This window comes from Flagellimonas ochracea, assembly GCF_009903685.1.
In the GTDB taxonomy this organism is placed as follows: domain Bacteria; phylum Bacteroidota; class Bacteroidia; order Flavobacteriales; family Flavobacteriaceae; genus Flagellimonas; species Flagellimonas ochracea.
Genome location: NZ_JAAABI010000002.1, coordinates 296,327 through 321,857, shown reverse-complemented (window position 1 = coordinate 321,857; position 25,531 = coordinate 296,327). Strand labels below are relative to the sequence as shown.

Annotated in this window: 24 protein-coding genes; 22 read left to right on the top strand and 2 right to left on the bottom strand. The window is 40.6% G+C overall.

The features are described from left to right. Positions 1-94 precede the first annotated feature (94 nt). Positions 95-2,146, bottom strand: coding sequence for an OmpA family protein (locus GTQ34_RS07050; protein ID WP_166523073.1), 2,052 nt, complete (start codon positions 2,144-2,146; stop codon positions 95-97). 220 nt (positions 2,147-2,366) lie between these two features. Then, positions 2,367-2,561 (bottom strand): twin-arginine translocase TatA/TatE family subunit, encoded by a 195-nt coding sequence (gene tatA / locus GTQ34_RS07045; RefSeq protein WP_166523072.1) that lies wholly within the window; start codon positions 2,559-2,561, stop codon positions 2,367-2,369. 165 nt (positions 2,562-2,726) lie between these two features. Here tatA and GTQ34_RS07040 point away from each other — a divergent pair, with 165 nt between their 5' ends. The 22 genes from GTQ34_RS07040 to GTQ34_RS06935 all read left to right on the top strand — a co-directional run bounded on the left by GTQ34_RS07040 (position 2,727) and on the right by GTQ34_RS06935 (position 25,529). Further along, complete coding sequence (locus tag GTQ34_RS07040; protein WP_166523071.1) at positions 2,727-3,596, top strand: M23 family metallopeptidase; 870 nt, start codon at positions 2,727-2,729, stop codon at positions 3,594-3,596. A 3-nt stretch (positions 3,597-3,599) separates the two neighbouring features. Continuing rightward, a complete protein-coding gene (locus tag GTQ34_RS07035; protein ID WP_166523070.1) occupies positions 3,600-5,096 on the top strand; it encodes a GH3 auxin-responsive promoter family protein in 1,497 nt (498 codons plus the stop codon). A 58-nt stretch (positions 5,097-5,154) separates the two neighbouring features. Continuing rightward, positions 5,155-6,840: a DUF6909 family protein gene (locus tag GTQ34_RS07030; protein WP_166523069.1), complete on the top strand. Its 1,686-nt coding sequence runs from the start codon at positions 5,155-5,157 to the stop codon at positions 6,838-6,840. 1 nt (position 6,841) lies between these two features. Continuing rightward, positions 6,842-7,837: a hypothetical protein gene (locus tag GTQ34_RS07025; protein WP_166523068.1), complete on the top strand. Its 996-nt coding sequence runs from the start codon at positions 6,842-6,844 to the stop codon at positions 7,835-7,837. A 16-nt stretch (positions 7,838-7,853) separates the two neighbouring features. Next, on the top strand, positions 7,854-8,630 hold the full coding sequence (rfbD, locus tag GTQ34_RS07020) for a dTDP-4-dehydrorhamnose reductase (RefSeq protein ID WP_166523067.1): 777 nt from the start codon (positions 7,854-7,856) through the stop codon (positions 8,628-8,630). Positions 8,631-8,684: 54 nt separating this feature from the next. Further along, positions 8,685-9,755: a dTDP-glucose 4,6-dehydratase gene (rfbB, locus tag GTQ34_RS07015; RefSeq protein WP_166523066.1), complete on the top strand. Its 1,071-nt coding sequence runs from the start codon at positions 8,685-8,687 to the stop codon at positions 9,753-9,755. Continuing rightward, on the top strand, positions 9,752-10,621 hold the full coding sequence (gene rfbA / locus GTQ34_RS07010) for a glucose-1-phosphate thymidylyltransferase RfbA (RefSeq protein WP_166523065.1): 870 nt from the start codon (positions 9,752-9,754) through the stop codon (positions 10,619-10,621). The genes rfbB and rfbA overlap by 4 nt, the downstream gene beginning before the upstream one ends. Next, on the top strand, positions 10,621-11,145 hold the full coding sequence (rfbC, locus tag GTQ34_RS07005) for a dTDP-4-dehydrorhamnose 3,5-epimerase (RefSeq protein ID WP_166523651.1): 525 nt from the start codon (positions 10,621-10,623) through the stop codon (positions 11,143-11,145). Before rfbA ends, rfbC begins: the two co-directional genes overlap by 1 nt. Before the next feature lie 18 nt (positions 11,146-11,163). Continuing rightward, complete coding sequence (cysQ, locus tag GTQ34_RS07000) at positions 11,164-11,985, top strand: 3'(2'),5'-bisphosphate nucleotidase CysQ (protein ID WP_235914988.1); 822 nt, start codon at positions 11,164-11,166, stop codon at positions 11,983-11,985. Next, positions 11,986-12,420: a DUF2061 domain-containing protein gene (locus GTQ34_RS06995; protein WP_166523064.1), complete on the top strand. Its 435-nt coding sequence runs from the start codon at positions 11,986-11,988 to the stop codon at positions 12,418-12,420. Then, positions 12,402-12,995 (top strand): adenylyl-sulfate kinase, encoded by a 594-nt coding sequence (gene cysC, locus GTQ34_RS06990; RefSeq protein ID WP_166523063.1) that lies wholly within the window; start codon positions 12,402-12,404, stop codon positions 12,993-12,995. Before GTQ34_RS06995 ends, cysC begins: the two co-directional genes overlap by 19 nt. After that, on the top strand, positions 12,992-13,897 hold the full coding sequence (gene cysD, locus GTQ34_RS06985) for a sulfate adenylyltransferase subunit CysD (RefSeq protein WP_166523062.1): 906 nt from the start codon (positions 12,992-12,994) through the stop codon (positions 13,895-13,897). Before cysC ends, cysD begins: the two co-directional genes overlap by 4 nt. A 6-nt stretch (positions 13,898-13,903) precedes the next feature. After that, complete coding sequence (locus GTQ34_RS06980; RefSeq protein ID WP_166523061.1) at positions 13,904-15,157, top strand: sulfate adenylyltransferase subunit 1; 1,254 nt, start codon at positions 13,904-13,906, stop codon at positions 15,155-15,157. A 411-nt stretch (positions 15,158-15,568) separates the two neighbouring features. Then, positions 15,569-16,756 (top strand): UDP-N-acetylglucosamine 4,6-dehydratase, encoded by a 1,188-nt coding sequence (locus GTQ34_RS06975; protein ID WP_166523060.1) that lies wholly within the window; start codon positions 15,569-15,571, stop codon positions 16,754-16,756. Then, positions 16,756-17,904 (top strand): LegC family aminotransferase, encoded by a 1,149-nt coding sequence (locus GTQ34_RS06970; RefSeq protein ID WP_166523059.1) that lies wholly within the window; start codon positions 16,756-16,758, stop codon positions 17,902-17,904. Before GTQ34_RS06975 ends, GTQ34_RS06970 begins: the two co-directional genes overlap by 1 nt. A 47-nt stretch (positions 17,905-17,951) precedes the next feature. Then, the gene (locus GTQ34_RS06965) at positions 17,952-18,854 is read left to right on the top strand and encodes a methionyl-tRNA formyltransferase (RefSeq protein ID WP_166523058.1); all 903 of its coding nucleotides are present in this window, start codon (positions 17,952-17,954) and stop codon (positions 18,852-18,854) included. Then, positions 18,851-19,852 carry an N-acetylneuraminate synthase gene (gene neuB, locus GTQ34_RS06960; RefSeq protein WP_166523057.1) on the top strand — a complete coding sequence of 334 codons (1,002 nt, stop codon included), beginning with the start codon at positions 18,851-18,853 and terminating at the stop codon, positions 19,850-19,852. Before GTQ34_RS06965 ends, neuB begins: the two co-directional genes overlap by 4 nt. Beyond that, entirely contained in the window at positions 19,849-21,015 is a 1,167-nt protein-coding gene (gene neuC / locus GTQ34_RS06955; RefSeq protein WP_166523056.1) for a UDP-N-acetylglucosamine 2-epimerase, read from the top strand. The genes neuB and neuC overlap by 4 nt, the downstream gene beginning before the upstream one ends. Continuing rightward, positions 21,012-22,058: a nucleotidyltransferase family protein gene (locus GTQ34_RS06950; RefSeq protein WP_166523055.1), complete on the top strand. Its 1,047-nt coding sequence runs from the start codon at positions 21,012-21,014 to the stop codon at positions 22,056-22,058. The genes neuC and GTQ34_RS06950 overlap by 4 nt, the downstream gene beginning before the upstream one ends. A 1-nt stretch (position 22,059) precedes the next feature. After that, positions 22,060-23,136, top strand: coding sequence for an N-acetylneuraminate synthase family protein (locus tag GTQ34_RS06945; protein ID WP_166523054.1), 1,077 nt, complete (start codon positions 22,060-22,062; stop codon positions 23,134-23,136). Then, positions 23,133-23,966 (top strand): cytidylyltransferase domain-containing protein, encoded by an 834-nt coding sequence (locus GTQ34_RS06940; protein WP_166523053.1) that lies wholly within the window; start codon positions 23,133-23,135, stop codon positions 23,964-23,966. Before GTQ34_RS06945 ends, GTQ34_RS06940 begins: the two co-directional genes overlap by 4 nt. 108 nt (positions 23,967-24,074) lie before the next feature. Continuing rightward, positions 24,075-25,529, top strand: a complete 1,455-nt coding sequence (locus GTQ34_RS06935) for an oligosaccharide flippase family protein (protein ID WP_166523052.1) — start codon at positions 24,075-24,077, stop codon at positions 25,527-25,529. Positions 25,530-25,531: the final 2 nt, after the last annotated feature.

Here is a 25,531-nt window from a genome sequence, read left to right as displayed (position 1 = left end):
TGGGTTATAATGCAGGGATTGAAATGCAATATATCGAAGGTTTTATCGATGTGCTGCATTATTGAATTGCAGAAGGAGATTCAGAAAGCAGGGCTTATTGAGATACGATGATGAATTCCGATCGTCTGTTTTCTTGGTGTTGACTTCGTCCACAGCGTATACCATCTGAGCAGTCATTCAACAAGCGCTCTTCGCCATAGCCAATGGCACTTTGTATTCTAGAAGGGTCTATGCCCTGAGCAATAATGTAGTCTCTGGTGGACTTGGCACGTTTGTCCGAAAGATATTTGTTATAGGTCTTGCGACCAATGGCATCGGTATGGGATTCAATTTTAATTACTATATCCTCATATTCCCGCATTACGGCCACCAATTTGTTTAACTCCTTTGCTGCTTCGGGTTTTATGTAGAACCTATCAAAATCAAAATAAATGGTTTCAGTTTCTAGTTTTAAAACCCCTTTGTCTTCTTTGATGATTTCTTTTAAGGGCATTAATGATGGAGATATTTCAACATTAATGTTGTTTTGTGTATCCACATTTTGGACCGCATCAAAATATCCCTTCTTGAACGTTTTAACAACGTAACCTGTTCTTGGTTTCAGTTTTTCAAACTTGAAACTTCCGTCTTTTGATGTGCGCACCTCGGCTATTTGAACCTGGTCTTTATTGAACAGTTGCACTAAGGCATCAGGAATAGTGTCTCCGGTTTTTTCATCGCTAACATGACCTGAGATGGCGTTAAGATTCTCTAGATACTTAAAGGAATAGATGTCATCGTCACCTTTTCCTCCTTTTCTGTTGGATGCAAAATATCCCTTTTCTCCTCTGGCATCAACTATATATGAAAAATCATCCCGATTACTGTTGATCGGTTCCCCTAAATTGATTCCCACGCCAAAGATTCCATCCACATGGTCCGCTTTGTAAATATCCAGCCCTCCCATGCCCATGTTTCTGTCAGAAGAAAAGTACAATGCATTATCGGTGATATAGGGAAACATTTCTTTTTTGTCCGTATTGACGGTCCTTCCTAAATTTTCAGGTTCGGAAAACTGGCCGTCTTCCAGCACATCAACCATGTAGATATCCGTTTGGCCATAGCCACCAGGCCTATCGGAGACAAAATACAGCTTTTTACCATCTGGGCTTATGGAAGGATGCCCCGTTGAATAATCTTCACTATTGAAAGGAACCTCCACGGCTTCCTCCCAGGCTCCATCAATATATCTTGAACGGTATATTTTTAAGTGATTAATACCATTTTTCCCCCTTTTCAGCTTTTTTTTGTAATTGTTTCGAGTAAAATAGATGGTTTTCTGGTCGGGTGAAAAGGCAACCGAGGCCTCATGGTACTTGGTGTTAATGTTCTTAGAGAATTTCTTCGGATGTGTCAACTGTTCGCTTTCTTCATTAGCCCTCGCCACATAAAGATCTAGGAAGGGTTGATTGGTCCATCGATATTTCCGTGTGGTTATAAAAGAAGAATCCTTGGCAGAGGCATATACAACGCTGGAATCCTTATGAAACATAGGAGAGAAATCCGAATATTGGGAATTGATGGCCATATTCTTGATTTCCACCAATGCAGGCCCTTTCCAAGTATTTATCTCCTCCCTTTCTCCGAATGCGCCTTGGTTGGCCCCATTAAAAAGTTCGGTAAGCTTGGCGGCTCTTCTATAGCGCCCTGTACCTTTAAGGACGTGGGCGTATCTAAAAAACTTGTCTGCTGAAATTTCCGTCTTGTAGAGCTCATATAACTGGTGATACCATTTATACGATTTCTCCATATTACCGCTGTAATAGTGTGAATCACCCGCTTTGGAAAGGAGTTGATAGGTATGTGGCACATCGCTTTGCTCGAGAACAATGTCATAAATGCGGGCCGCCTCTGCATACCACATTTTATCAAAGTACTCATTCCCCCTTTCAATAAGTTTGGTGGTTACACCCTTTTTTCGCAAGTATTGTTGCAGTTTTCTTCTCCCAAGATGTTCGAGCTTGTCGGAATATACAGTGTCTTTTGTAGAATCTTTGCTTTTTTTAAGGATATCTATTGCCATATCATTCGTGTCAACAAGAGCAATCTCTTGTGACCTGATACCCAAGGCACATAGCAAAAAAAAGAATAAAACGAGTTGTTTCATTAAATACTCTGTCTGCGCAAACAATCCCGAAAGATTATTTGGAGGCTAAGCAAAAAGAGCTTAACATTCAGTTACAAAGCAAAAATAGAATATGGCAGGGTGGGGAATAATTTTTTGTTGTGAAAGGATGAAATTATGGCGTGTACACTTAAAAAATGTGGTTTTTCATCGATAAGCCCTTTATTAATAGGGGGTTATTGCGTGCTTAAACTTGAAAAACTTAGGACTTCGATTCTTTGCCTTCCTCTATTTTTTCATCCTCTTTGGAAGCGTCTTTAAATTCTTTGATACCGCTGCCCAGGCCTCTCATCAGCTCAGGAATCTTTTTGCCCCCGAAGAGCAAGAGAACTACAACTACGATAAGCACAATCTGCCAGGGTCCGAGCATTCCTAATAAAATAGTTTGAGCAATCATACACTATATTCCTTAAATGAAAGGTAAAATTACTAAAAAGAACCGTAGGTAGCACGCAATTAACTAAAATTAGCATTGCAATTAGTTTAGCACTTGCTATAATTGATGGGTGATTTTTAAAATGCTTAACACCAAAATTAAAATCTAGGGTTATCTTTGCTCATTATGGCAAAAAAAGGCAGGAAGCGAAAGGAAATAAAACGAAAACTACTGCACAAGTATCGGTTGGTCATTCTCAATGAAAGCACTTTTGAGGAAAAGATTTCTTTTAAGTTGAGCCGATTGAATGTTTTTGTGACCGGGACACTCTTCATCATTGCGCTAATAGGTATTACCACACTGATTATCGCTTTTACCCCACTTAGAGAGTATATTCCAGGGTATTCGTCCACTAAACTGAAGCGGCAGGCCACAGAATTGACCTATAAAACGGATTCTTTGGTCACTGTATTGAATTATACCAACAGGTATCTTGATAATGTTCGCATGGTACTTCGAGGGGACATTGAAAATAATGAAATGAATCGGGACTCCCTCTTTGAAAAGTACAAATTGGACCCCTCAACAGTAGACTTGACGCCAATTCGCCAGGACCTTCTTTTACGTCAGGAAGTGGAATTGGAGGACAAGTACAACCTTTTTGAACGCAACATCGACAATGTAGAAAATTTACTTTTCTCGCCCGTGAGAGGAACATTGTCCCAGGGATTTGACCCTAAGACCAAGCACTATGCTGTGGACGTGGTGGCTCCTAAGGATACACCGGTTAAGTCAATTGCAGATGGAACGGTACTCTTTTCCGAATGGACTTCCCAAACCGGGTATGTTATAATTGTAGAACATCGTGATGGGCTGACATCGGTATATAAACACAACGGCTCCTTAACCAAATCACAAGGCGAAAGGGTTCGTGCCGGCGAAGTAATTGCATCTGTTGGCAATACGGGAGAACTTACCACAGGAGCGCATTTGCATTTTGAGCTATGGAGAGAGGGAAAGCCCGTTGATCCATTGAACTACATTGACTTTAATTAGAGCATGTCACTTAAAGCACTAGCAGCAAAGCTTTTTGCCAAAAGAATTGCCCGTAAAACGGCAAAATGGGTCAATAACCCCTTGGTAACCCAACAAAAAGTGTTTCTAAGCCTAATTAAAAATGCACGAAACACCAAATTTGGTGAAGCACATGACTTTGACAACATCAGTACCCATACTGACTTTGTAAGCAAAGTACCAGTGAGGGATTATGAGCAATTGAAAGGCTACATTCAACAAATTATTGATGGAACGGAGGATGTGCTCTGGCCCGGAAAACCCATTTATTTTGCCAAGACTTCCGGTACTACATCGGGTGCAAAATACATTCCAATTACAAAAGTGTCCATAAAGCATCAAGTTGAAGCATCGCGCAATGCCATCTTGAGCTACATCCATGAAACCAAAAATGCCAATTTTGTGGACGGCAAGATGATTTTTTTGCAGGGAAGTCCGGTGTTGGAAGAAAAAGGAGGGATAAAACTGGGAAGACTCTCCGGGATATCCGCGCATTATGTTCCCAACTATCTGCAAAAGAACCGACTCCCCAGCTGGGAAACCAATTGCATTGAAGATTGGGAAACCAAGGTGGACAAGATCATTGAAGAAACAAAGGATGAAAATATGACGGTCATTGCCGGCATCCCGTCTTGGGTTCAAATGTATTTCGAAAAATTGAACGCCAAGACAGGCATGAAAGTAGGAAGTCTGTTTAAAAACTTTCAACTTTTTATTTATGGAGGTGTTAATTACGAACCATACCGTGCCAAATTCGAGAACTTGATAGGCAGAAAAGTGGACAGTATAGAACTTTTCCCTGCCAGCGAAGGTTTTTTTGCTTATCAAGATTCACAAAAAGAGAAAGGAATGCTCCTCTTGTTGAATTCTGGCATTTTTTATGAATTTATCAAAGCAGATGAATTTTTTGATGAGAACCCAAGAAGGTTGACCATTGGTGATGTTAAACCAGATATAGACTACGCCATGGTTATTTCTACCGATGCCGGGCTATGGGCTTACAATCTAGGCGATACCGTTCGGTTTGTTTCTACAAACCCTTACAGAATTGTCGTATCTGGCAGAATAAAACATTTTATATCCGCCTTTGGGGAGCACGTTATTGCCAAGGAAGTTGAAGAGGCACTACAAACAGCTGTTGAGCACACCGATGCCTTAGTGAACGAATTTACGGTTGCCCCTCGAACCAATCCGGAGGGAGAGCAATTGCCCTATCACGAATGGTTCATTGAATTTGAAAGAGAACCATCCAATTCCGAACAATTTTCCAAGTTGATGGAAGAGAGTATGCAAAAACAAAACAGTTATTATTTCGACTTGATCTCTGGAAGTATTCTTCAACCACTAAAAATTACACCGATAAAACCCGGAGGCTTTCAAGAATACATGAAGACTATTGGCAAATTGGGTGGACAAAACAAGGTACAAAGACTCTCCAACGACCGTAAAGTGGCTGATGGACTCCAACCTTTCAAAATTTAGGCAGGGCGAAATTGTTCCTGTTTCACAGGAATTCATGTATTTTTGACCGAAGTTATTTATGGTTTCAGAAGTAAAACAGCCCACAAGGGCACAGGAGTCCACCAATGCGATAGAACGTTTGTACATCACCATGAGGCATTTGCTCAACCGGGGATTCTACAAGCCATCCGGAGTTTCGGGGAATGCCCTCAGGGACGCCCTTTTGGTATTGAGGCCTGAAATTTATGGTTCGGTAGCTGAACAACGGGCCGAACTGAATGGACTCATCTATGTTTTGGAACGTTTGCCAGAAGGCATCGAACAGTGCCGCTTTATCAATCTGACCTCAGATGAGGGCTTTTCCAAATCACACCTAAAGCCCATAATCCCTCCCAAGCGAAGAAGAAATTGCTATCGAATTGACGATGAGCAAATGAACATCGAGATAACCCGGGGGAGAAGTGATATTTATGATATCCTTACCCACCTCACATTTTTGTTCATAGAGTCAGGTAAAATCAGCAATAGGGTTTTGGTGGAAGACGGAAATGCCACAATAAGAGATTGGGAAAAATTGACACAGTTTCTGAATCAGAAAAAGAAAAACGGGGCCGAACGGGAAGTTGCCATGATTCATACCGCCAATATTTTGGGCAGGACCTTTGATGAGGTTGTTGAAATGCAACAGAAGCTGGAAAAATCGGACAATCCCGACAGATTTTTAAGTGTTGTGCACTGGCTTGGCAAGTTGGCTATTGAGGAAGAAACCACTGGTAATAAGCGCACTATCACTTTTAGCCCCTTGTTGCGCGAAAGACTGGGGCATCATATTCACGGCGAGCGCTGGGCTTATAAAATAAAGAAGACACTTGCTGAAAAGAAGCTATTAAACAGACCGATACATATTATCAGCGCCAATATGCACAGTGTAATGAATTCGCTGTTCGCCAAAAAAGCATTGGCCAAGGAATTTCCCAATTCAAAATCATTGGAAATTTTTGAAGCCCTGAGTTCCCCCAAAAATGAAGTCCTTCGAAATAAAATAGAATCCATTGGGAAAAAAAATGGGATGCTTTTTATCGACGACATGAGTGGAGCAAACATTGATGTTCAAATTTTTGATTCTGCTAAATTTGGAGAGGACACATGTTGCTATGAGCATCCAGAAGGTATTTCCGATGAGGAAAAACCCGTTATCTTTGTTATGGACTATGCTTTTGGGGAACAAGCCTATGAAACGATAGATGAGTTGTTGAAGCCCATGGAGGAGAACGGACAAAAAAAGTTTTTAAACGTACATTCCATTTCCATTATGGGCAAAGCTGGAATTTTGGAAGGAGGAAAAGGAGATTTAATGATACCGTCTGCCCATATTTTTGAAGGAACGGCCGACAACTACCCTTTTCATAATGAACTGAGTGCCAAGGATTTTGAGAGCAACGGACTAAAGGTTATGGAAGGAACCATGGTCACAGTCTTGGGAACTTCCTTGCAGAACAAGGACATTCTCCGATTTTTTCATCAGTCTACCTGGAATGTCATAGGCCTGGAAATGGAAGGAGTGCACTATCAGAAGGCGATTCAATCAGCCTCCAAAATAAGAAAGAGCATCAAAAAGGACGTGAAGGTCAGATATGCGTATTATGCATCGGACAATCCCCTAGAGACAGGCAGCACACTTGCCTCAGGAGGTTTGGGTACCACAGGTGTGAAACCAACCTATCTGATAACCGACAGAATTCTAAAACAAATATTTGAATCATAAAATGGCAGACCAACCAGTAAATCAGAACACGTCAGACGAAATAGATTTGGGACAACTGTTTCAAATGATTGGAAGAGGGGTCAATAAGCTTGGGAATTTCTTTCTGCGAGTTTTTCTGTATTTAAAAAAGAATGCAATAATTCTTATCAGTTTGGCCATTATCGGCGCTTTGATAGGCTTTGGCTTAAAGTTCATTAGCGAGGAAAAACAGCAGTTGGATGTCATAGTCAAACCCAATTTGGAAAGCAAGGATTACCTGTATGATATCGTGGATGAAATAGCGGTCAATCTAAAGGATAAGAACGAATCCTTCTTCAATGAAATGGGAATAGCGATTGATGATACAAAAGGATTCGAAATTTCAATTGAGCCCGTTAAGGAAGACGCAAAGACAGCCGATATGGAGCTGGAATATTTGGAGGTGCTTCAAAAGTTCGAGGACACTGATTTGATTGCTGATGTATTGCGGGAAGAATTATTGAAAAACACAGAACTGCACCACAGAATTACGTTCTTTTACAAAAGTGAAAAAGGGAATGTCGTAGCGCAAAAATTGATGGAATATATCAATTCCAATGCATATTTTAATGAATTGATTTCGATTCAAACAAAGAACGCACTGGAAACCATTGAAAGAAATGAAAGTTCCATTGCGCAAATAGACACGCTTATAGCTGAGTATACTCGAAGTATGAAAACAAACTCGCAAAGTTCAGAAGTCGGTAAAATTGTCCTTGAAAATGAGGACGAGCTAAACGTAGGCGCATTGCTGAATCTAAAAAACAGAATGATTCAAGAGATTCAGACCAAAAGAATGGAGCTCAAGGCACAATCCGCCACGTTGAGTATCGTTAATTTTGGAAAGCCCCACAAATCGATAAAGCCTTTATTTGGAAAGAAAATCGTGTTGATTCCAACTATTTTGGTTTCCCTTTTCTTTGTGTTGTCTTTTCTGCGCTACCTTAACAGAAAAGCGTTGGAACTAGAAAAGGGTTAGACACCCGCACGCTCAGATGAAAAAGGTATTGGTTACCGGATCAAAAGGTCAACTGGGACAGACCTTGCAAGAATATGCTTTTGAAACAAAGGATATCGTATTCTCCTTTAAGGGATTGGACGAAGTAGACATTGTTGATAAAAACAAAGTGAATCTGGAATTGGGTTCAAATCTATATGACTACTGCATCAACTGTGCGGCCTATACTGATGTTGAAAAGGCTGAACAAAAGCCGGATAGGGCCTTTGAAATAAATTCAGAGGGAGTCAAAAACCTGGCCCTGGCCTGCAAACAAAGTAAAACCATATTGGTACATATTTCTACGGATTACGTCTTTGATGGAGAGAAGGAAGGGGCGTACACCATTCAAGACATACCAAACCCCATTAACGAATATGGTAAATCCAAACTGAAAGGGGAAGAATACATTAGGACCCTTTTGCCCAACCATTACATAGTGCGGACATCCTGGCTATATAGCAAGAAATACGGACACAATTTTTATAGAACCGTGGTCAATAAGGCCAGAGCCGGAGAAGAACTACGAATTACTGATATGCAAATTGGCACGCCCACAGAGACTGATAATTTATCTCGGTTTTTATTGAATGAAATTCTGATGGGTAATAAGCCATTTGGAACATATCACTTTAGTGATGGCAATGCAATGTCATGGTATGATTTTGCCAAAAAAATTTTGCAGGAAAACAAGTTGGCCGACACAGCAAAGCTGATTTTGGATAGGAATTATCATACCTTTGCCCGTAGGCCCAAGAACAGTGTTCTTTCTTGAATAAGTATAGTCCAAGAGGAAAAACAACACACCATTAATCTCAAATAGCCTTCCATGGGAAAACGTATCCCGAAGAAAATATTAATTACTGGGGGAGCTGGCTTTATAGGCTCACATGTTGTAAGACAATTTGTAGAAACATACCAAGAATATCAGGTTTATAACTTGGACAAACTAACCTATGCAGGTAATCTGGAGAATCTCAAGGATATCGAGAATGCTCCGAACTATACTTTTATCAAGGGAGATATTACGGACTCCGAATTTATAACTGATCTTTTTTCCAAAACAAAGTTTGATGGCATAATCCATTTGGCTGCAGAATCGCACGTGGATAGATCAATAACGGACCCCATGGCCTTTGTGAAGACCAATGTGATTGGAACGGTGAATTTGTTGAACGCCTCCTTGAAATTAGCTAATGGAAACCCAAGCTTTAGATTTTATCATATTAGCACAGATGAGGTTTACGGCACCTTGGGAGAAACAGGTTTTTTTTCGGAGACCACCCCATATTCTCCTAGATCACCCTATTCGGCGTCCAAGGCAAGCTCCGACCATTTTGTAAGGGCCTATGGAGAAACCTATGGACTTCCCTATGTGATATCAAACTGCTCCAATAATTATGGACCCAATCAGTTTCCTGAGAAATTAATTCCATTGTTCATCAACAATATTCTCCATAACAAATCACTGCCCGTTTATGGCGATGGTAATTATACAAGGGATTGGCTTTATGTTATGGACCATGCAAAGGCCATTGATTTAATTTTCCATAAAGGCGAAAAGGGGGAAACCTATAATGTTGGTGGATTTAATGAATGGAAGAATATTGACCTGACTAGGTTATTGTGCCGCTTGATGGAGAAAAAACTCAACAGGGAGGAGGGTTCCTTTGAAAAGTTGATCATCTATGTACAAGATCGACCTGGCCATGACCTAAGATATGCAATCGATGCCTCGAAAATAAAAAACGAATTGGGGTGGTCGCCAACCGTAACATTCGAGCAGGGTCTAGGGCAAACCATCGAGTGGTATTTGACCAATCAAGATTGGTTAAATCATGTAACGTCAGGGGAGTATAAAGAATATTATAAAAAACAGTATCAACAACTCAATAAATGAAAGGAATTGTATTGGCAGGAGGGACAGGGAGCAGATTGCACCCGCTTACCTTATCGGTAAGCAAGCAGCTGATGCCTATATATGATAAACCTATGATATATTACCCCTTGTCGACATTGATGTATGCTGGAATAAGGGAAATATTGATCATTTCCACCAAGAAAGACCTGCCCCTATTCCAAGATCTTCTTGGTGATGGTGAAAAATATGGATGCTATTTTTCTTATGCAGTGCAAGAAAAACCGAATGGGTTGGCGGAGGCATTTATTATTGGGGCCGATTTTATAGGAACTGATAAAGTAGCACTTGTCCTTGGCGATAATATTTTTTACGGTGCAGGCCTATCCAAGTCGCTTCAATCCAACAATGACCCCGACGGTGGCATCATATACGCATACCGGGTCAATGATCCGCAACGATACGGTGTGGTAGAGTTTGACAAAAACGGCATGGTCATCAGCATAGCGGAAAAACCCGAAAAACCAAAGTCAAACTACGTGGTCCCGGGAATCTATTTTTATGATAATGAAGTTGTTTCCATTGCTAAAAGTATTGAACCAAGTGATCGGGGAGAATTGGAGATCACAGATGTTAACAAAGCCTATCTACAAAAGGGAAGACTCCAGGTCAGTATTTTGGACAGAGGAACGGCTTGGTTGGATACGGGAACTTTTCAGGCCCTGATGCAGGCATCTCAATTTGTCGAGGTTATTGAAGAAAGACAGGGAACAATCATAGGCTCCATTGAGGTGGCGGCATACGAAATGGGCTATATTACCAGAGAACATTTCAAACAATTGGCCCGCCCACTGATGAAAAGTGGCTATGGCAAGCGGCTACTGGGCATTTTGAACAATGAAGCATGATAAAGGCAACTGAAACAAAATTGAAGGGATGCTTCATTTTGGAGCCCGAAATCCATTATGATGAAAGGGGATATTTCTTTGAAATCCACAACCATAAGGCCTTTTGTGAGGCCATTGCACAGGAGGTGAACTTTGTACAGGACAACATATCCTTTTCAAAGAAAGGAGTTCTTCGTGGACTGCATTATCAAAAAGGCGAACATGCCCAGGCTAAGCTGGTTTCGGTACTTCATGGAAAAGTACAGGATGTGGTGGTTGACCTGCGTAAAAATTCGGAGACCTTTGGCCAACATTTGTCATTGGAGTTAAGCGGGGAAAACAAGAAACTATTGTTTGTTCCCAAGGGATTTGCCCATGGGTTTTTGACCTTGAGCGAAACGGCACGGTTGTTCTATAAATGTGACAATTATTATAACAAAGACTCTGAGGGGAGTATTATGTATAGTGATGAATCACTTGGGATTGACTGGAAAATGGAAAAAGACCAAATTATACTTTCCAATAAGGACAACTTGGAAAAATAAAAATAGAGTTAGATAACTATGAACCACCCAATGGAGAGCAAAGATTTGATCAAAAACCTTGAGACAGCAATTCTTGCCTCGGTAGATGCAGGAAAGGCAATCATGAAAGTATACGAGTCCTCAGATTTTGAAACGGTCCATAAAAAGGATGATTCACCTTTGACAAAGGCCGATAAGGATGCCAATGAGGTTATACTTTCATATTTGAAAAAGACACAGATGCCCATAATCAGCGAAGAGAACAAAACAATTGATTACCAGGTCAGAAAAAATTGGGAACTCTGTTGGATGGTCGATCCTCTGGACGGAACCAAGGAGTTTATCAAAAAAAATGGAGAGTTTACCGTAAATATCGCTCTAATTAGCAAAGGGGAGCCGATTTTAGGGGTCATTTATGCCCCGGTCACCAAGGAATTATATTTTGCAAATGTGAAAGAAAGAGCTAGCTATAAAATCATTGTGGACAAGATTGAGGAACTGCCCGAAAATCTTTTTTCATCTAAAAACCAAATCTCGGCTATGAACGTAACAAATAATGTTATGCGCGTGGTTGGAAGTCGTTCCCATATGAATGATAAAACGGAAGAATTCATTAGAGATCTGGAAAAAGAACAAATAGAAGTATCCGTAGTATCAAAAGGCAGTTCGTTCAAATTTTGCCTTGTTGCTGAGGGTAAAGCCGATGTATACCCAAGATTTGCGCCAACAATGGAATGGGATACGGCCGCGGGCCATGCCATTTGCAAGGCCTTGGGATATAAGGTAGAAAACTGGGAAACCAAAAACGAACTCACGTACAACAAAGAGAATTTACTTAACCCTTTCTTTTTAGTTCATTAAATGCCGCAAAAAGTATCATATAAGAGGCACTTGGCTAAAACCGTAACATGGAGATTGGTGGGTACTTTGGACACCATCATTTTGTCTTGGGCGATTACCGGAAATCCGTTCACGGGTCTTAAAATAGGAGTGGCCGAGGTCATTACCAAAATGGTGCTCTATTATCTTCATGAGCGTGCATGGATAAAAATAGGCATTGGGGACAGCAGAAGAAGACATATTCTAAAAACAATCACATGGAGAATCCTCGGAACCCTAGATACGATAGTTCTGTCCTGGATTATATCTGGAAACCCTTGGACCGGATTGAAGATTGGTTTGGCGGAAGTTATAACCAAAATGGTGCTGTACTATTATCATGAAAGGGCATGGTATAGAATCAACTATGGACTTGACATCAGAAACAGAGCAAAAAGATGGAGAAGAACATCATAAAATATGATTATAAAATAGGGGTAAAAGAACGTAGAAAGGCCAATGGGCACAATTCCTTTCTAATTTTCTTTACCGGACTTTCTGGATCGGGAAAGTCAACAATTGCCAATGCGTTGGAGCAAAAATTATTTGGGAACAACATCAAGACCTATATTTTGGACGGGGACAATGTGCGAAGTGGGCTAAATAAAGACTTGAGCTTTTCTGCTGAGGACCGATCGGAGAACAATCGCAGAATTGGAGAATTGGCCAATCTTTTTGTGGACGTTGGAATTGTGGTTTTGGCAGCTTTTGTGGCTCCCTATGAGAAAGACAGGAATGTTATAAAAAATATTGTGGGCAAGAAAAACTATGTAGAAGTTTTTGTGAACACCAGTTTGGAGGAATGTGAAAGAAGGGATGTGAAAGGCCTATATGAAAAAGCAAGGAAAGGAGAAATAAAGGATATGACCGGGATATCCAGTCCTTATGAAGTACCTTTGCACCCTGATATTGTTCTAACAGAGAAAGACTCTATAGAAGAGTCCATCAAAAAGATATATGAATTGATTCAACCTAAATTACTGTTGAAGTGAGCAAGTATTATTTGAACTATTTAGATGAGCTTGAATCGGAGGCCATATTTGTCCTTCGTGAAGTTTGGGCCCAGTTCCAAAATCCGGTGATACTGTTTAGTGGAGGCAAGGATTCCATTGTGGTCACCCATTTGGCCCGCAAGGCGTTTTATCCCAGTAAGATTCCTTTCGCATTGATGCACGTGGATACGGGACATAATTTTCCCGAGACCATAAAGTTCAGGGATGATCTTATTGAAAGCCTAGGCGTTAGACTTATTGTCGGCTCTGTTCAAGAATCCATAGACCAAGGAAGAGTGGCCGAGGAAAAAGGCAAAAACGCCACTAGGAATGCGCTTCAGATTACCACTTTATTGGATGCCATTGAGCATCATAAGGTCGACTGTGCAATCGGCGGGGGGAGAAGAGACGAGGAAAAGGCCCGTGCCAAGGAACGGTTTTTCTCGCATAGGGATGACTTTGGACAATGGGACCCAAAGAACCAGCGACCAGAACTATGGAACATCTTCAACGGAAAACATTTTGAGGGAGAGCATTTCCGTGTATTTCCAATTAGTAATTGGACCGAAATGGATGTATGGAATTACATCAAAAGGGAACAGATTGAGATACCATCACTGTATTTCGCGCACGAAAGGGAAGTCGTTTGGAGGAACAATTCTTGGATTCCAAATTCCGAGTTTCTCAAACTGGAAGACGGAGAGGAAGTGCTGATAAAAAAAATACGCTTTAGAACCCTTGGTGACATTACCATTACGGGAGGAATAGAATCGGATGCCGATACCGTTGAAAAAATAGCGCAGGAAGTATCTGCTATGAGACAGACCGAACGGGGCAACAGAACTGATGACAAACGTTCTGAAACGGCGATGGAAGACAGGAAAAAACAAGGATATTTTTAGAAGCTTATGTTGGATAACAATCAACTTTTACGTTTTACTACTGCAGGTAGTGTTGATGATGGAAAAAGCACCTTGATAGGACGATTGCTTTATGACTCCAAGTCCATTTTTGAGGACCAGTTGGAAGCCATCGAAAATACCAGTAAGAAAAAAGGTCATGATGGTGTGGATTTGGCACTTTTTACAGATGGTCTGCGCGACGAACGGGAACAGGGAATCACCATAGATGTGGCCTACCGCTACTTCACCACGCCCAAGCGCAAGTTCATAATAGCGGATACCCCTGGGCATATTCAATATACCCGAAACATGGTGACCGGCGCCTCCACTGCGAATGCTGCTATCATTTTGGTAGATGCCAGGCATGGTGTTATTGAACAAACAAAAAGGCACGCATTTATTGCATCATTGTTGCAAATTCCCCATGTGATCGTGTGCATCAATAAAATGGATCTTGTAGATTTCTCTGAGGAGGTATACAACAATGTAATTGCCCAATTTGAGGAATTTTCTTCGAAAATGTTGGTCAGGGACGTCCGATTTATACCCATAAGCGCCCTTTTGGGGGATAATGTGGTCAACCGATCCGAAAATATGGCCTGGTACCAGGGGGCCCCATTGTTGCATACCTTGGAAACCATGCACATTAGTAGCGACATCAACAAGGTGGATGCCAGATTCCCGGTACAAAACATTCTTAGACCGCAAAGCGAGTCCTTTAGGGACTATAGAGGGTATGCTGGAAGAGTGGCTGGGGGAATTTTTCGAAAAGGGGATGAGGTAACCGTAATGCCATCGGGATTTACTTCCAAAATCAAGACCATAGACACTTTTTCCGGAGAAGTCGAAGAGGCTTTTGCCCCAATGTCAGTTTCCATAACCCTTGAGGACGATATAGACATTAGTAGAGGAGATATGATTGTTCGGTCGAACAATAAACCAGAATCATTACAGGACATTGAAGTCATGCTATGCTGGTTGAACAATAGTCCGGCCAAGCCTCGAGCCAAGTATACCATCAAGCATACTTCAAATGAACAGAAAGCGATGATAAAGGAGATTATCTATAAAATAGATATAAACACCTTGAATCGAGGCTCTGAGGACATTGAAATAGGCATGAACGATATTTGTAAGGTGAAAATCAGGACTACCAAACCTTTGCTTGTAGATAATTACAGGGAAAACCGAACCACGGGGAGCATAGTTCTGGTGGACGATGCAACCAACGAAACTGTTGCGGCGGGAATGATTGTTTGATCATGTCATGATTTTTTAAAATTATCTTGTGCAATAGATTTCTTGCGCAAAAAAGAGTCAATGTAATCAGCAGAAATTTTAAGGGAGCTGAGGTTTTTGGTCCAAGTTTAGTTCAATGATTGTGCATTGCTTTCTTTTCTAACAAACAAGGTCCTGCTGGATGCATGTTCCAAAAGGATTCCAGGCCGTAACATTTGGAAAAAACCATTTTTGGGATCCTTGGTAAATGCCCAAAGGATGAAATATGTCAAATACATGGAAACTTAGATTACACCTAATGATAATTGATGTAAAGTGTTTAAGTTTATACTTCAAAATGAACCACTGGAAAAAGCTTTTGATAATTGCTTTTTTGAAGCACGATATTTAGGTACAATGCCTAGTGTTGTGAGGTTACAAACACATGTATAAATGGATGTATTAAGGTTGATTGGAAGAAGCAAAGAATTGTTCCAAACCGATATTGAGAATCATGAAAAAGACCTAAAACGCATAGTTTCTTCATCGTCATTTCTGGTTATTGGAGGTGCGGGGTCAATAGGTCAGGCAACAGCCAAGGAAATTTTCAAAAGGAACCCTTTAAAGTTACACGTAGTCGATATAAGTGAAAATAATTTGGTTGAACTTGTAAGGGATATAAGAAGCTCATACGGCTATATAACAGGAGACTTCAAGACATTTGCCTTAGACATTTCTTCAGAGGAGTACGACGCTTTTATAGAAAACGACGGAAAGTATGATTATGTGTTGAACCTATCTGCATTGAAGCATGTTCGGAGCGAAAAAGACCCATATACACTCATGAGAATGATCTCAGTTAACATTCTGAATACCGAGAAAACACTTCAGCAAGCAATAGATAAGAAATCAAAAAAATACTTTTGTGTTTCTACGGACAAGGCCGCCAACCCGGTTAATATGATGGGGGCTTCCAAAAGGATAATGGAAATGTTTCTGATGCGGAGGAGCCTGGAGATTGAAATATCCACCGCAAGATTCGCCAATGTAGCTTTTTCGGATGGATCTCTACTTCATGGTTTTGATCAACGCATAAAAAAACAACAGCCTATAGTGGCTCCCAATGATGTCAGAAGGTTTTTTGTAACCCCGAAGGAATCGGGAGAGTTGTGTCTGATGTCGAGCATATTTGGGGAAAACAGGGATATATTTTTCCCTAAGCTCAGTGAGGAACTTCATTTGACTACTTTTTCGGACATAGCCGTAAAGTATTTGAAACAACTCGGATTTGACGCGTTTGAATGTAAAAATGAGGATGAAGCCAGGGAGTTGATGGAGATTTTACCACAAGAGGGAAAATGGCCATGTCTTTTTGTTGCCAGTGATACTACTGGGGAAAAGGATTTTGAAGAGTTTTTTACTTCCAAGGAAGAGCTGGACCTTGATAGGTTTCAAAATCTGGGCATCATAAAAAACGATGCTCGGTATAATGATGATAAACTAAACTTTTTCTCCAAAAAGATTTATGAATTGAAGTCAAGAAAGCATTGGGACAAACAGGAAATTGTAGATTTGTTCTTTGAAATGATTCCAGAGTTTGAACACAAGGAAACAGGAAAATATCTGGATAATAAAATGTAGTGGCAAAATTTAAGAATATCATCGAATTTATAAGGACACTATATGGGGGACAAGAGTTTGTTCCGCTCCATGAACCCAGATTTTTGGGAAATGAAAAAAAGTATGTCCAGGAATGCATCGATTCAACATTTGTTTCCAGTGTGGGAGCATTTGTTGATGGTTTTGAGCGGCAGGTTGCGGAGTTTACAGGATCGAAATATGCAGTTGCCACTGTCAATGGCACGGCTGCGCTTCATGTAGCACTGCTGCTGGTAGGGGTCGAAAGGGATGATGAGGTTATTACCCAGCCATTGACCTTCATAGCTACATGCAATGCCATAAGCTATATCGGTGCACATCCAGTTTTCGTGGACGTTGACAAAGAAACCCTGGGCCTATCACCTCAAAAACTCAAACAGTTTTTAAGCCAGAACACGGAAGTGGTAAATGGTCAGTGTATCAATAAAACCACAAAAAGAAAAATTAAAGCGGTTGTGCCCATGCACACGTTTGGATTTCCCGCTAAAATTGATGAGTTGATGTCGGTTTGTTCTGAATATAATCTATCCGTGGTTGAGGATGCAGCCGAATCTTTGGGAAGTTATTATAAGAGAAAGCACACAGGAACTTTTGGATTGTTGGGCGCCTTTAGTTTCAACGGGAACAAAATCATTACAACAGGTGGTGGTGGGATGATAGTGACGGATGATGAAGCTTTGGCAAAGAAAGCCAAGCATATGACAACAACGGCCAAAATACCACATGCATGGGAATATGACCACGATATGTCAGGATACAATTATAGATTACCAAACCTAAATGCGGCCCTTGGCAGCGCCCAGATGGAACTTTTACCTGAGTATTTGAGCAAAAAAAACAAATTGGCACGCGACTACCAGAATTATTTTGAAGATTCAGAAATTGATTTTTTTGAGTTTGGTGAAGAAGGCAGACCCAACCATTGGTTAAATGCAGTTGTTCTTGATTCATTGGAAGAACGAAATAAATTTTTAGAGGAGACCAACAGCCAAGGAATAATGACCCGGCCGGTTTGGAAATTGATGAACAGACTGGAGATTTTCAAGAAGGCCCAAACCGGAAATTTGGAAAATGCTGTTTGGCTGGAGGAGCGCATTGTCAATATCCCTAGTAGTGTAATAATGGATTAAACAAACAAGGATTTGACGGATTAATTGAAGTAAAATAAACAGTTCCTATGGGAAAACTCAAGATAGGTTATTTTGCCGATGGGCCATGGTCCCATCAGGCGTTTGAAAACATGCAGGCAAGTGGACTGGTTGAATTTGCGTTTATAACACCTAGATATGACACTAAGGACACCCGCTTAAAAGAATATGCCCAAAAACATGGGATTGACTACATATTGACCCCCAATGTAAACTCTTCAGACTATCTTGTAAAAGTGAGCTCTTACAATTGCGATTTGTTTGTCTCCATGAGCTTCAATCAAATTTTCAGAAAGAACGTTATTGACATCCCCAAGTACAAAACCATAAATTGCCATGCAGGCAAATTACCTTTTTACAGAGGTCGAAACATTCTCAACTGGGCTTTGATAAACGATGAGAAAGAGTTTGGCATCACAGTTCATTATGTGGATGAGGGAATTGATACTGGAGATATCATTTTGCAAAGAACATACCCGATTACGGAGGAAGACAACTATAAATCCTTATTGGAGGTTGCATACGTGGAGTGCGCAAAAATTTTATTGGAGGCGGTTTTGATGTTTCAGCAAGGCCCTGTAAAAGGAGTGGATCAAAAAACCATACATCCCGTTGGGATGTATTGCGGAATGCGTGGTATTGGGGATGAGTTGATTGATTGGAACCAAAGCTCAAGGGAAATTTTCAACTTTGTTAGGGCAATTTGCCGCCCAGGCCCAATGGCCATATCATATTTAGATGGAAATGAGATTAAGATAAATCAGGTTAGGACAATAGCTGAAGCTCCAGTTTATAAAGGAAAACCAGGGCAAATACTTTGCAAGACAAAGGAAGGGTCTTTCCTCGTTAAGACAAAGGATTCCTTTGTCGAGTTGCTGGAGTATGAGGGTAAATTAAGGGTTGGTAAAATGCTGAAATCAAAAGAATCATGAGCAAAACCATCATAATAGCAGAAGCTGGGGTTAACCATAATGGACAGATTGACATTGCAAAAAAACTGATTGATGTTGCCGCCGATTCTGGGGTGGATTATGTTAAGTTCCAGACATTCAAGGCAGTCAATTTGGCAAGCAAGAACGCCGAAAAGGCGGTCTATCAAAAAGAAAACACCAATAACGCCACCGAATCGCAACTCGCCATGCTTAAAAAGCTTGAGTTGACCAAGGAAATGCACCTGGATCTTATTGCCCATTGCAAAGAAAAGGGGGTAAAATTCCTATCTACAGGATTTGATCTGGAGAGTATAGAATTTTTAAATGATTTGGGAATGGATTTCTTTAAAATCCCTTCGGGAGAAATCACCAACTTGCCATACTTGCGTAAAATTGGAAGCTTGGGAAAAACGATAGTAATGTCGACCGGAATGGCAGATCTTGAAGAGATATCCAATGCAATTGAAGCTCTTATTGCCTCTGGAGCAAAGCAATCCGACATAACGGTGTTGCATTGCAACACGGAATACCCAACACCGATGCAGGACGTTAACCTCAATGCAATGACTACCATAGGGTCAAAGTTTGGTGTACAAGTAGGCTACTCAGACCACACTATTGGAATTGAGGTTCCCATAGCAGCAGTTGCTCTTGGCGCAACGGTGATTGAAAAGCATTTTACCTTGGATCGGAATATGGATGGGCCTGATCACAAAGCCTCACTGGAACCAGGGGAGCTTAAAGCGATGGTTGAATCCATCAGGAATATAGAGCTTTCCCTAGGGGATGGGGTGAAAAAGCCGAGCCCAAGCGAAATGAAGAATAAAACTATTGCGAGAAAGAGTATAGTAGCTCTAAGGGCTATAAAAAAAGGGGATATTTTAACGGAGAAAAATTTAACTGTTAAAAGGCCTGGTAATGGAATTTCTCCGATGAGATGGGACGAGATTGTTGGAACCAATGCCCTTAGGGACTATGAGGAGGATGATTTGATATGAAAAGAATAGCTATTGTCACAGGGACACGTGCGGAATATGGTTTATTGAAACCGTTAATCTTTGCGGTAAGGGAAGATACTGACTTTGACCTTAAATTACTGGTTACAGGTATGCACCTGATGCCTGAGTTTGGCAATACTTACAAAGAAATTGAGGGGGACGGCTTGAGAATAGACGCCATGATAGATGATGGTCTTGATGGAGATTCTGCTAAAGCCATTACCACATCTATGGGCAGGGCTTTAATGGGTTTTGCCGAAGTCCTCGCAGAACAAAAGCCAGACTTGCTTATTGTACTTGGCGATAGAACAGAGATTTTAACGGCGGTTACCGCTGCGATGGTGGCTTCCATTCCAATTGCCCATATCCATGGAGGGGAAACCACTGAAGGTGCATATGATGAGTTCATCCGACACGCAATCACCAAAATGAGCCACTACCATTTTGCTTCGACAGCATGTTATAGGGATAGGATTATCCAAATGGGTGAGGACCCGACCAGGGCTTTCAACGTAGGGGCCATAGGAATAGACAGCATAAAAAGTTTGAAACTTTTATCAAAAAGCGAGTTCGAAGAATCCATAGGCATCAAGTTGGATAAAAAATCAGCGCTCATCACATTTCATCCCGTCACATTGGAACGGGCCACCGGTGGAAGTCAATTCGGTGAAATCCTGAAAGCTTTGGACGAAACCCAAGACACAACGTTGATATTTACCAAATCCAATTCAGATAAAGAAGGAAGAGTAATCAACGAAATGATTGACGAATATGTTTCAAAAAACAAAGATAGAGCAGTAGCTTTCACCTCGTTGGGACAGTTGAGGTACCTGTCGGCTCTCAAGCATGTGGATTTTGTGGTTGGAAACTCTTCCAGCGGAATACTGGAAGCCCCTTATTTCAAGACACCGACCATCAACATCGGAGACCGTCAAAAAGGAAGATTAATGTCAGAAAGTGTTATAAGTTGCGCACCGGTTTACAAAGAAATTTCAGAGGCGATAGTAAAGGCCGTAGATAGTGTCTTTTTATCAAAAATACAAAGGCAAGAGAATATTTATGGCGACGGTGACGCAACACGCAGAATTATGAGTGAACTAAAAAAAATCGATTTTTCCAAAGTGAAAAAATCATTTTATGACATCAAAAATATTCACCATTGAGAAACTATAAAGACCACTTAATAAATTCTGGGAGCAGAATAAAAAAAGCACTTATTCAGTTGGATGAACTGGCCAAGGATGCCATACTTTTTGTGGTTGACTCCAAAGAACGTTTAATAGGATCGCTGACAGATGGTGATATTAGACGTGGCTTGATCAAGGGAATAAGCATTGAGGAAACAGTAGATTCCGTAATCCAACCCAACCCAAGATTTGTGACAAAAGGCGAACAAAATATTAAGCAAATAATAGAGTATCGTGAAAAGAACTTCAAGGTAATACCGGTGCTCAATGAACGAAGGGAGATTGTAAACATAATAAACTTTAGACTTTTAAGGTCCTACTTGCCAGTGGATGCGGTGATCATGGCTGGTGGAAAGGGAACTAGGTTAATGCCAATGACAAAGGATGTTCCCAAACCTCTGCTTAAGATTGGGGATAAACCCATAATGGAACTTAATCTGGATCGTTTGGCTCTTTATGGCATAGATGATTTCTGGGTTTCGGTAAGATATCTGGGAGAACAAATAGAATCTTATTTTGGAAACGGGAAAAAAAAGAACATCTCCATCTCATATGTAAGGGAAAAAGAACCCATGGGAACAATTGGCGCTGTTTCTAAGATTCACAACTTCAAGCACGATTTTATTCTTTTGACCAATTCGGACATTCTTACCAATATGGATTATGAAGAATTCTTTCTTGATTTTATGGAACAGGATGCGGACCTATCGGTCGTAACCATTCCATATAGGGTTGAAATTCCATATGGTGTCTTGGAAACCAGTAATGGACATGTTCTAAATCTTAAAGAAAAACCCACGTACACGTACTATTCCAATGGGGGTATTTACCTTATGAAAAGAGAAATCCTTGACTTAATTCCCCCAAACTCTTTCTACAATACAACTGATTTGATGGAACAGCTAATTTCAAAGTCCAAAAAAGTGATTTCTTATCCACTGTCCAGTTATTGGCTTGATATTGGCAAACCTGAGGAATTTGAGAAAGCAAAAAATGACATAAAACACATAAAATTCTAATATGCTACCCACTAATAGACCATATCTTATTGGAGAAACGGCCTTCCATCATCAAGGGGACGAAGAATTTCTTAGGCAATTAATCGATCATGGAGCCAAAGTTGGCATTGATGCACTAAAAGTGCATCTGTTGTTAAACTTGGAAGATTATTTTGTAAGGGACCACAACGCTTTCGATATACTTAACAAATGGTTGTTTTCAGAAAAGGAATGGGAAAGAATTATTGGTTATGCGAATGACAAGGGTCTAGATTTGATAGCCCTGTGCAACGATTCCAAAGCAATTGATTTTGTGCTGAACAGCAAAAACTTGAAAATCGAAGCTATAGAAATACATGCAACGGGCTTGAACGATTATCTTTTGCTTGAAAGAGCTGCCAAGTTTAAGGGAACTGTGATTCTAGGAGTGGGAGGATCCACCTTGGATGAAATTTCTTATGCGATAGAAGTATTGAATGGTCTTGGGCAACAAGATATCCTACTGATGTACGGCTTTCAAAATTATCCGACAAAATATGAAGACATCAATCTTCAAAAAATGCAAAAACTCAAGGACCTTTTTGGATTGCCCATGGGGTATGCAGATCATACAGACCCTAAGAATGAATTCAACGAGGTAATCTCTACGCTGGGAATGGCAATGGGGGTAAATGTTTGTGAGAAGCATTTTACACATGTTTTTGGAGAAGATAGAATCGATTCGCAGGCAGCGATAAGTTTAGACCAGCTTGCAAAGACCAAAAAATTGATGGGCATTGTTCATGCTACTATTGGTGATGGGGGGTTAAAAATGTCTGAGGCAGAACTGTCCTATGGAGACACTGGATCTATGAAAAAGGCAATTGTGGCAAATGCAAAAATAAAAAAGGGGGAACGAATTACCTTGGAGAAGATTGGCTTCAAACGCACAAATGAGAGCACCTATATGATGCAGTATTTTTTGCCAAAAATAATTGGGCTAACTGCTTCTAGTGATATCGAAGCCGACTCTTTCATAGATTTTTCCAATATTAAATACGAGTTTAAAAAAGCGGAAATAGGACAATTTTTGGCTGATAAAAAAGAAAGCGCAAGATGAAAATAGGATATTTTGTTACGGCGAGGTTGAAAAGCAGCAGACTTAAACAAAAAATATTACTTCCACTCAACGGCTCTACTGTGCTCGACAGTGTCATCCAAAGATGTAAACAGGTAATAGGCCGGGAAAATGTAGTATTGTGTACTTCCTCAAATAGTCAGGACTCAAGGTTGATGGAGGATGCCATCGACCATCGAATCAAGTTCTTTGCAGGATCGGAAGACGATGTCCTTCAGAGGCTTTTGGGAGCGGCCAAATATTACGGGTTTGATGCCTTTTTGAGTATTACGGCGGACAATCCGTTGCATTCAATGTACATTTCAAATATCATACTGGATTTTGTGCAGAAAGAGCCTGCGGATTTTGTTTTCACCTCGGGACTCCCTATTGGACTCACACCCTATTACTTGAACACAAAGGCGCTGGAAATAGCTGTAAAGATGAAACAGAAGAGTGATACGGAAGTGTGGGGTCCATTTGTCAACAGGCCTGATTTTTTTAAGATTGGATATTTGGATGTGGAAACCAAAATGTTTGCCGAAGACACCAGGCTAACCTGTGATTATTTGGAAGATTATGAAGTGTTGCGGAACATTTTCGCACAGTTCAAACCAGACCATAACCCAAGCATTTTTGAGGTGGCACAACTATTTAGGGCTAACATTGTTCAAAGGACCAACAACAAAATGATACAGGCACAAGTCCCGGAGGAAACCTTGCAACAAATAAAAACAACATTTGATGGGCAAAGGGATTATGGAACCAAATTTGCCAAAGATATAGGCCATGAACTATTACCGGGAGAAAACCATTATAAACTGATAATCTGATTAGACCAGAGCCAAAGGCACAGAATTCCCTTAGATCTGAGGCCCAGGGATCATTGGTATATCAACAAAAAGGGTATAGCTAGCCCATAACCAATCTAACAATACGGAATGCTAGGAGCAAAGAAAAATTTGGCGAAAAATTCATTGATCTATGCCATTTTCACCATACTCCAAAAAGGCTTTGCTTTTTTCCTGATTCCATTATACACTACACAACTTTCCACAGAGGAATATGGAATGCTGGGAATCATAATGGCGGCAATTCCCTTCTTTGTCCTGCTTGCCGGATTGTCAATTAGGGGATCTACGGCCTACTACTACTACGAATACAAGGACAAAGACCCTGCTTATCTTAGAACCCTCTGGGGTACAAGCTTCACCTTCATTTTGGTCTCAAGTGGCATACTGATAATCCTTCTATGGGCCAGTAAGGCATTTTTGATGCAGCATATATTTCCCAACGTGGCTTTCTTTCCATATATGTTTCTTGCACTGATCAGTGTATTTACACAGCCGGCCTACTTCTACTATCAATCCATTTTGAAGGCCAAACAGCAAGCCAAGGCGGCTGGCTTTCTGGATTTTCTATATTTTGTTTTGATCGTTGGGCTTACCATAGTACTAATTCTAGGGTTTAACTTTAAAGCAGAAGGAGCACTGCTGGCATTGGCATTCTCGAATATTGTTTTTTTTCTGTACACTGTGTACAGGATATCCGGGGAGATAGATTTCGGGATTCGTAAGGAGCCATTGCAAATAGTCCTTAAGTATTCGCTGCCCATAGTCCCCCATAATCTTTCCTCTTGGGCAATGAACTTGTCCGACAGGCTTATATTAAATAGTTTGGCGACCTTGAGTGTCGTGGCCATATTTGATATCGGCGCCCAGCTGGGAAAACTTATAAACATAGTCACGTTGGGCGTTAATTCTGCTTACAGCCCATGGTTCTTTGAACAGGTAAAGACCAACACCAACCACAAACAATTGATTGTTGACGTAACTGGAAAAATAGTTTTGGCATACATCGTTTTTGGAATTGGAATCAGTTGGTTTTCACCGGAGTTTTTGGTTTTGATAAGCAAGACGGACTACCACAGCGCATATACTGTAGTGCCCTTCGTAGCTTTCGCTTTTGTGGCCAATGGATTCTATTATTCTTTTAGTAATGTATTCTTCTTGGAAAAAACAAAGCATTTACCATTGATTACAATTAGCGGAGCCGCTATAAATATTGCTTTCAACTTTGCATTGATTCCATCCTATGGTATTATTGGAGCCGCCATGGCCTGTTTAATCTCAAAGATAGTCTTTGTGGTAATTGCCTATATTTTTAGTCAAAGACTGGTATACATACCTTATAAAACAAAACAAATTACAGTTCAGTTTTTGTTTGGGCTTGCTATTGCCTTGGCACCCTTATGGCTTCAAGACTTTTTGATGGCCCGAATATCTTTCTATTTGACACTTGCTATAAAAGCAATGCTTTTTTTAATACTTTGTGCAGCGTTGTTCTGGAGTAGTAGGCGGATGGTTTTGGACTACCTTTATAGAAGATTAAGATAGAT